5 protein-coding genes are annotated in these 7,226 nt (G+C 57.1%); 3 read left to right on the forward strand and 2 right to left on the reverse strand.

The window, feature by feature from the left end; all coding sequences use genetic code 11:
* Positions 1-20 precede the first annotated feature (20 nt).
* A complete protein-coding gene (locus tag A8V01_RS15960) occupies positions 21-1,550 on the reverse strand; it encodes a glycerol-3-phosphate dehydrogenase (RefSeq protein WP_066764257.1) in 1,530 nt (509 codons plus the stop codon).
* A 181-nt stretch (positions 1,551-1,731) separates the two neighbouring features.
* On the opposite strand from A8V01_RS15960, the gene A8V01_RS15965 reads away from it, so the two are divergent.
* The 3 genes from A8V01_RS15965 (at position 1,732) to A8V01_RS15980 (ending at position 5,365) form a co-directional block, all read left to right on the forward strand.
* Positions 1,732-2,607 carry an MIP/aquaporin family protein gene (locus A8V01_RS15965; protein WP_228221667.1) on the forward strand — a complete coding sequence of 292 codons (876 nt, stop codon included), beginning with the start codon at positions 1,732-1,734 and terminating at the stop codon, positions 2,605-2,607.
* 31 nt (positions 2,608-2,638) lie between these two features.
* The gene (glpK, locus tag A8V01_RS15970; RefSeq protein WP_004207049.1) at positions 2,639-4,129 is read left to right on the forward strand and encodes a glycerol kinase GlpK; all 1,491 of its coding nucleotides are present in this window, start codon (positions 2,639-2,641) and stop codon (positions 4,127-4,129) included.
* Positions 4,130-4,732: 603 nt separating this feature from the next.
* Positions 4,733-5,365: a TonB family protein gene (locus A8V01_RS15980; protein WP_245648745.1), complete on the forward strand. Its 633-nt coding sequence runs from the start codon at positions 4,733-4,735 to the stop codon at positions 5,363-5,365.
* 57 nt (positions 5,366-5,422) lie between these two features.
* Here the strand turns inward: A8V01_RS15980 and A8V01_RS15985 are convergent, their stop codons facing one another.
* Complete coding sequence (locus A8V01_RS15985) at positions 5,423-7,048, reverse strand: sensor domain-containing phosphodiesterase (protein WP_084717589.1); 1,626 nt, start codon at positions 7,046-7,048, stop codon at positions 5,423-5,425.
* Between the last annotated feature and the right edge of the window lie 178 nt (positions 7,049-7,226).

The raw sequence follows: 7,226 nt of genomic DNA on the forward strand, positions 1-7,226 counted from the left end.
CCTTGTGATCTTGCTGATCACTAAAGCGAAGCGACGCACCGGGAAAGTGTGCTGAGATAGGCATCGATTTCAGTCTCGGTCCCAGGCGGCACATGCAAGCCCAGCTTCGAGCGTCGGTAAAGAATATCCTCTGCTGTACGCGCCCATTCGGCCGCGAACAGATATTCTATCTCGGCGGCGTGGAGCCCGGCCCCGAAGTCCTCGCCCAGGTCAGCCGGAACGCTTGCGGCGCCAAGAATCTGGATCGCTTCTGTGCCATATGCCCGAGCGAGGCGGCGAAGCAACTTTGAGGGCATGGCTGGCCACCGCGATGACAGGTCAGCCACAAACCGATCAAAGTCCTGCCCCGGCAGATTTCCACCGGGCAGCGGTTCACCTGCTGTCCAGGCCTTCCCGGCAGTTGGGAACACTTCAGCTATATGCTCCATCGCATGCTCAGCCAATTTGCGATAAGTGGTGATCTTTCCGCCGAAGATACTGAGTAGTGGCGCCCGTGTTTTCTCGGGTTTCTCGAAATCGAGCACATAGTCACGCGTTACCGCAGAGGCGTTGGCAGCATGATCGTCATAAAGCGGGCGGATGCCGGCATAGCTCCACACGATATCGGACGGTGTAATCTCCTTTTCGAAATAGCGATTCACCGTCGCGCACAGATAGTCGACTTCGCCCTGGCTGATTTCAGCCTTGCCGGGTTCGTCCGTCCAGGGCTCATCGGTGGTGCCAATCAGTGTGAATTCGCCTTCATAAGGAATCGCGAAGACGATGCGACGGTCCGGATTCTGCAGCATGAACGCATGGTCGCCATCGTAGAGGCGCGGCAATATCATATGACTGCCCTTGACGAGCCGCACGCCGCGATTGTTGTTGCTGCGCCCGATACGGCCAAGAACCTTATCGACCCATGGACCGGCGGCATTGACCAGCATCCTTGCGCGCACCTGACGGACTGTACCGGCTTTCGTTTCGAGCGTTGCAATCCACTCGCCATTTTCGTTTTGTGCTTGCGTTAGCTGTGTGCGTGTTTCGATCCGGGCGCCGCGGGCAGCCGCATCCATTGCGTTAAGTACGACGAGCCGGCTGTCTTCCACCCACCCGTCTGAATAGACGAAAGCCTTGCCCCGTTTCTTGCCCTTCTGGGGCTTGAGCCCGATCCCGCCCGGGCTCCGGTCGAGGTTTATCGTTTCGGTTCCGGGCAAGTTCTTCCGGCCACCCAGATTATCGTAAAGGAACAGGCCAAGTCGGACCATCCAGGCGGGGCGGGGGGAAAGTGATTGCGGGAGGACGAACCGCAGCGGCCACATGATGTGCGGCGCCATAGCCAGTAACCGCTCGCGTTCGATCAAAGCCTCTCGGACTAGGCGGAATTCGTAATATTCCAGATAACGCAGCCCGCCGTGGATTAGTTTTGTCGATGATGAGGAGGTATAACTGGCCAGATCGTCCTGCTCTACCAGCAGGACCGAAAGTCCGCGGCCGGCGGCGTCGCGTGCTATCCCGGCGCCATTCACGCCTCCCCCCACGATCAACAAATCATAGGTTTCGACGTGCATACCGGTAGCAGGAGAGGGGGGCGGGCATGCGGTCATTCGATCTTCTCTCGATAGGAAGGCGGCGGAAGTGTCCTGGTTCGATCCGAAGGGCATCATTCCCAGGTTTCTTTCGATAGAAAATAATATGCCGAAACCGAAAATGCAAACGAAAGAGTTGACGTTAATATGAAAGCGTGTGCAGATGGGGCAGTTTCAGATGAAAATTGTTCCAACGTGGGGAGACTTGAAGGTGGAATATCGCCGCGCCCTGATCGGCGAACTCATCTCCGAGGCCTTGGCGGTTGCGATCATAATCCTGATCGGTGATGGTGCGGCAGCCATGATCACCCTTTATGACCCGAGTCCCTACGCTCAGGCCTATTGGGGCGTTTGCATCGCCTGGGGGCTGGGCGTGACAATCGCGATCTATGTCACGGGTGCCGTTTCCGGAACACACGCCAATCCAGCGGTCACGCTGGCGCTCGCTTTTTTCCGTGGTTTCCCCAAACGCAAGATTTTGCCTTATTGGATAGCGCAGGTGATAGGTGGGTTCATCGGTGCCAGCCTGGTGCTGCAACTCTATCATCCGGTGATTGACGCTTATAATGCAGCCCATGGCTTGACGCGTGCGACAGGTGGCGCCGCTGGGGTATTCTTCACTCATCCCGGCGAACATATCACCCCGATCCACGCATTCTGGGATGAAGTGATCCTGACCGGCCTCCTGTTGCTGGGAATCTTCGCCATCACGGACGAGTTCAACGATGTTGCGCCACGGGCGAATTCGAGCGCTCTCATGATCGGTCTGCTGGTCGCGACCATTGGCGCGTCCGCAGGATATCTGGAAGCCTGGGCACTCAATCCCGCTCGCGATTTTGGGCCACGGCTTCTGGCTTGGCTCGCCGGATACGATCAGGCCGCTTTTCCAAGTCCCGAGAATTACTGGTGGGTCCCGATTGCCGCGCCGTTACTTGGTGGAACGCTCGGCGCTGGTCTCTATCAAATTGCCGTCAAGCCATATTTACCTTCGCGAAGCAAGTCAGGTGCGCCGGGCGATACGGACATGCCTGTCAAGTAAACCTTTGAAGAAAAGCCCGGAGAGCCGCCTAATGCCTCAGCCTGTGCACATTCTGGCCATCGATCAAGGCACGACATCGACGCGCGCCATCGTGTTCGACAGGCACGCGCGTCCCGTTGCAAGCGCGCAATGTGAGTTCGAACAACATTATCCCGACCTGGGGTGGGTGGAGCATGACCCGGAGGACATTTGGCGCGACACCCTCCGTCTTGCCAAAGAAGCTATCGAGAAGAGCGGGGTGGGTACCGGCGGCATTGCCGGCATCGGCATCACCAACCAGCGCGAGACAGTGGTCGTTTGGGAGCGCGGTACTGGGAAGGTGATCCATCGCGCCATCGTGTGGCAGGATCGCCGTACCGCCAGACTATGCGCCGAACTCAAGGGAGAGGAAGGATTTGAGGCGGAAGTGCGCTCGCGTACCGGCCTTCTCGTCGATCCCTATTTTTCGGGCACCAAGCTCGCCTGGATTCTTGATAATGTCGGCGGCGCCAGAGAGCGCGCTGAAAGGGGTGAGCTTGCGTTTGGCACCATCGATAGTTTCCTGATCTGGCGCCTGACGGGTGGGAAGGTTCATGCCACGGACGTGACCAATGCTGGTCGGACGATGCTCTACAACATCCGCGAGCAACGTTGGGATGAGGAAATGTGTCGTCTGCTGCGTGTGCCGATGCAGGTGCTTCCCGAGGTGCATGATAATGCGCATCATTTCGGCACGACTGACGCTGCGCTTCTGGGCGCAGCAATCCCCATTGCCGGTGTTGCCGGGGATCAGCAGGCCGCGCTGTTCGGTCAGGCTTGCTTTGGCGTGGGAATGGCGAAGTCGACCTATGGCACCGGTTGCTTCATGCTCCTCAACACGGGTACCGAGGCATTGGAATCAAATAACCGCCTCCTCACGACACCAGCCTATCGCCTGAACGGGCAGATGACCTATGCTCTTGAGGGTTCGATTTTCGTTGCTGGCGCGGCGGTGAAATGGTTGCGGGACGGGATCGGCGTCATCACGCATGCTCGTGAAACGAACGATATGGCTACGCGGGTTCCCTCCAGTCATGGTGTCTATATGGTTCCGGCTTTTGTGGGACTTGGCGCGCCTCACTGGGATCCTGATGCGCGTGGTGCGATTTTTGGCCTGACGCTTGACGCGACCCAGGCCCATCTCGCTCGCGCCGCGCTTGAGGCGGTCGCCTACCAGACTATGGATCTTGCAGAAGCGATGGTCTCAGATGGCGGCGCAGCCCCTGCCAAACTGCGCGTCGATGGCGGTATGGCCGCCAATGACTGGCTTTGCCAATTCCTTGCCGACATGCTCGAGACGAAGGTTGAGCGGCCCGTTCATCTTGAGACGACAGCGCTTGGCGCTGCTTTTCATGCGGGCCTTGCAACAGGGCTCTGGGCGGATCTCAACGCTCTGGCCGAAACCTGGACGCAGGGACAGATTTTTGAACCGAAAATGGCGAATTTTGAACGCAAAACGCTCGTTGCCGGATGGCAAGATGCAGTTCGCCGTACGTTGCGTTAGCAAGACGATCTGAGCCAGAAATGCTATAACGGCGGCATTACTAATCTGATATCGGACGTGTCGTCGTACTTCGTCGCCATGATTGCGCAGCTCAACCGTGAGCGCTTCTTGCGGAAAGTCCGGCAATGATGTGCCAAAGCGAACGGGCAAGAGCACGCTGGCCGGCGGTTCTCCGCACAATCGCGGGAACGCTGGGGGCCTACGGCGTGACATCGCTTGCAACCGTGGCCCTCTCGCTGCTGTTGGTCCGGATCGGAATGGGGCAGGCCGAGGCCCTTATAGTCGCAACTTTGGCGAGCTTCGCAATGTTTGCCTTCATTGCCATGGCGACCTTCCATTTCCGCGGTGTTGCTGGTGTGTGGGGGTGGCTGCGACGCTTTCCGTTGTGGCCGGCATTGTCATCCTGCTGACGGCGCTCGGAACAAAGGTATGACGCTTGTGATACCCCAACCGCAACCCGCGCAATGCGGCGCGGCCCTGTCCGGGACAAGCGCTGCGCCGGCTATGCCGCCCGTATATGCATCAGCGTGGCAGCCTTCGAGCCGGTATGCCGATCAACCCATGAGCCTGGGGACGCGACAGTTCGGCATTGGGGGCGTGTCGGTGATCGGGCTGCTGATCCTGTGTGCGGCGTTGTTTACCTGGCGGACCTATAGCGCACCGCCTGCATCGACTACCCTTAACGTATTCGACGTCCGGGCTCCCGCATCACCCCCAGAGATTCAGCCGGAAGAGAAGGATGCGCTCAGGCCGGTCGAGAGGACGGAAAAGTCTACGGAGCGGCCCAAGGTGCAACTGGTTGAACGCACGATCGTGCCGATCCCGCCGGTGTCGGTGCCCTTACCGCGAGTGACGCCCACGCCCACTCATCCGGCGCCAACGGAACCGGAGACGGCCGCGCCCGAGACCATGCCCGCGCCATTGGCGCCTCAGGTGGCAAGCCACGGAGCCGATAGCTGGGAAGGCCGCGTCCTTGCGGCGCTCAACAAGCATCGCCAATATCCGCGTGCGGCGATGGCGCGGGGGCAACAGGGAGCGCCCTGGATTCGTTTCGTGATGGACCGCGAAGGCAAGGTCCTATCATCCCGCCTCGAACGGTCTTCGAGCTTTCCTGACCTCGATCGCGAAGCGGTTGCGCTTGCAAAACGGGCATCACCACTTCCCAAGCCGCCCGACGACAAACCCGGCGAAACGCTGGAACTGGTCGTGCCGGTGGAGTTCTCCCTGACCCGGTGAAGGCGAGGTAACGTGATGGGCACCGTGTTACACCAGGCAGACCAAAAGTTTCTTCGATTACGCCCCTTCATCGACGATCAGGGGTGATATCATCCCATTCCATCTGATAACTGCTCCATTCTCATCGAGCTGAGGATGTGCCCGACTTCTCATGAGGAGATAATTTCCTCCCGTTTGCGCCATTCGAAATGTGGTCGAAAACGGTCGCACTGACGGCAACCAGGCAAGCCATTCCGCACGAACCCGTGCGAGATCGTCCGTGTGCATTTTGCTATACCAGCGATCAATTCTCTTTTGCATTGCTTCGCCCTCGATGTCCGTCGCTAATGGGCTGATATAATCTACGGTTCCATCAGGCCTGGCTGCCCAGGCAATCGTCGGACTCACTTCTGCAAGGTGCCGGAAATGCGCATCGCTAAGGTGAAGCTTGCGAATGATGTGCTTCTGTTCTGTGACATCGACTGTCACTAACGAAAGACCGATGACGTCGCCGCCTACATCGACAACCTTTTGTACAAATACTTGATAGTCTCGTTCGGCTATAACGACTTCCTGAGTGGGAGTATGGTCATTTTTCAGCGCTGCGTTCAATATTTCTCGGAGTTGGTCGAGAGTGGGGTCGGATAATACCTCATCAATTGTCTTACCCGTAATTTGAAATGAACTGGCTCCCAGCATCTTGGCGAAGAGATCGTTCACGCGTACGTGGCGCAAGTTCACATCCAGGAAGCATAGCCCCGCGGGGGACTGTTGGTACAGGGATCGGAGCTGATGGAGTTGCTGAAACGGCGAGGCGTCGAGTAAAGGTGGGGTATCGGTGTGAGGTGTTCCCAGTCCATCTACCATCTCGCGAGCCTCGTGGGCCGGCACTCCCGCACCAAAAAGCCAGCCTTGGCCCAGCGGACAACCAAGATCCGATAGAATCGAGGCTTCCTTCTCCGATTCTACGCCTTCTGCGACAACGGTAATTCCAAGGCTTTGTCCGAGACCAATGATGGCAGCTGCAATTCGCCGCTTCCCCGCATCCCGGTCCAGGCCACGTACAAAGCGAGCATCGATCTTGAGCTTTCTGAACGGAAAGGCTTCCAGTCTTGCGAGACTGGAATAGCCGGTCCCGAAATCATCGATCGACACTTTAACGCCCAGGGAATCCAGTTTCCGAAGCGTAGCGTATGCTGTTTCCTCCTGAGAATGGAGCGATCCTTCGGTGACTTCAATCTGAAGACGATTCAGTGGAAAACCTGCCCGAACTTCTTCCGCCATGAGCCAGTCAGGCATTTCCTCATGCAGGAGTTGACATGGGGAAATGTTGAAAGCGATGAAGAATGTGCCGGGCCAATCTCTGGCCTGCGCACATGAGGATCGTATCAAAGCCTTGGTAAGATCATCAATCAGATTATGCTTTTCCAGCAGCGGGATGAAGTGATCTGGCGGAATGTTCCTTCCCCCGGATGCCGTCCATCGAGCCAAAATCTCGAAACCTGCGAGATGTCCGGAGTCAATTGATACAATAGGCTGAAAAGCGGGCCAGATATTCCCGTTTGAGATTGCCGATTTGAGTCTGGCTTTAATATAATTATTGCTAAATCCTCTTGTTGATCTTCCTTCTACCGAGAAATTTACAGTGCGATTTGCTTTCGCAGGATTCGTTGCTATGGCCTTCTGTTTTCCATAAATCGCCATGTCATGGGCGACTCGGCTTACTCTCCGCCCCAAAGTTTAACTATCAATAAACTATAAGAGCCCGATCGGAAATTAAGTTGAGTGGTATCAGCAGGTTAGCTTGACGGCCTGACCTGTCGTTGATTCATGAGTTTCGCCAAAAACTACCATGGATACAACGATGTGGACCGATACCACT

It is taken from the genome of Novosphingobium guangzhouense, assembly GCF_002896965.1.
GTDB classification, from domain to species: domain Bacteria; phylum Pseudomonadota; class Alphaproteobacteria; order Sphingomonadales; family Sphingomonadaceae; genus Novosphingobium; species Novosphingobium guangzhouense.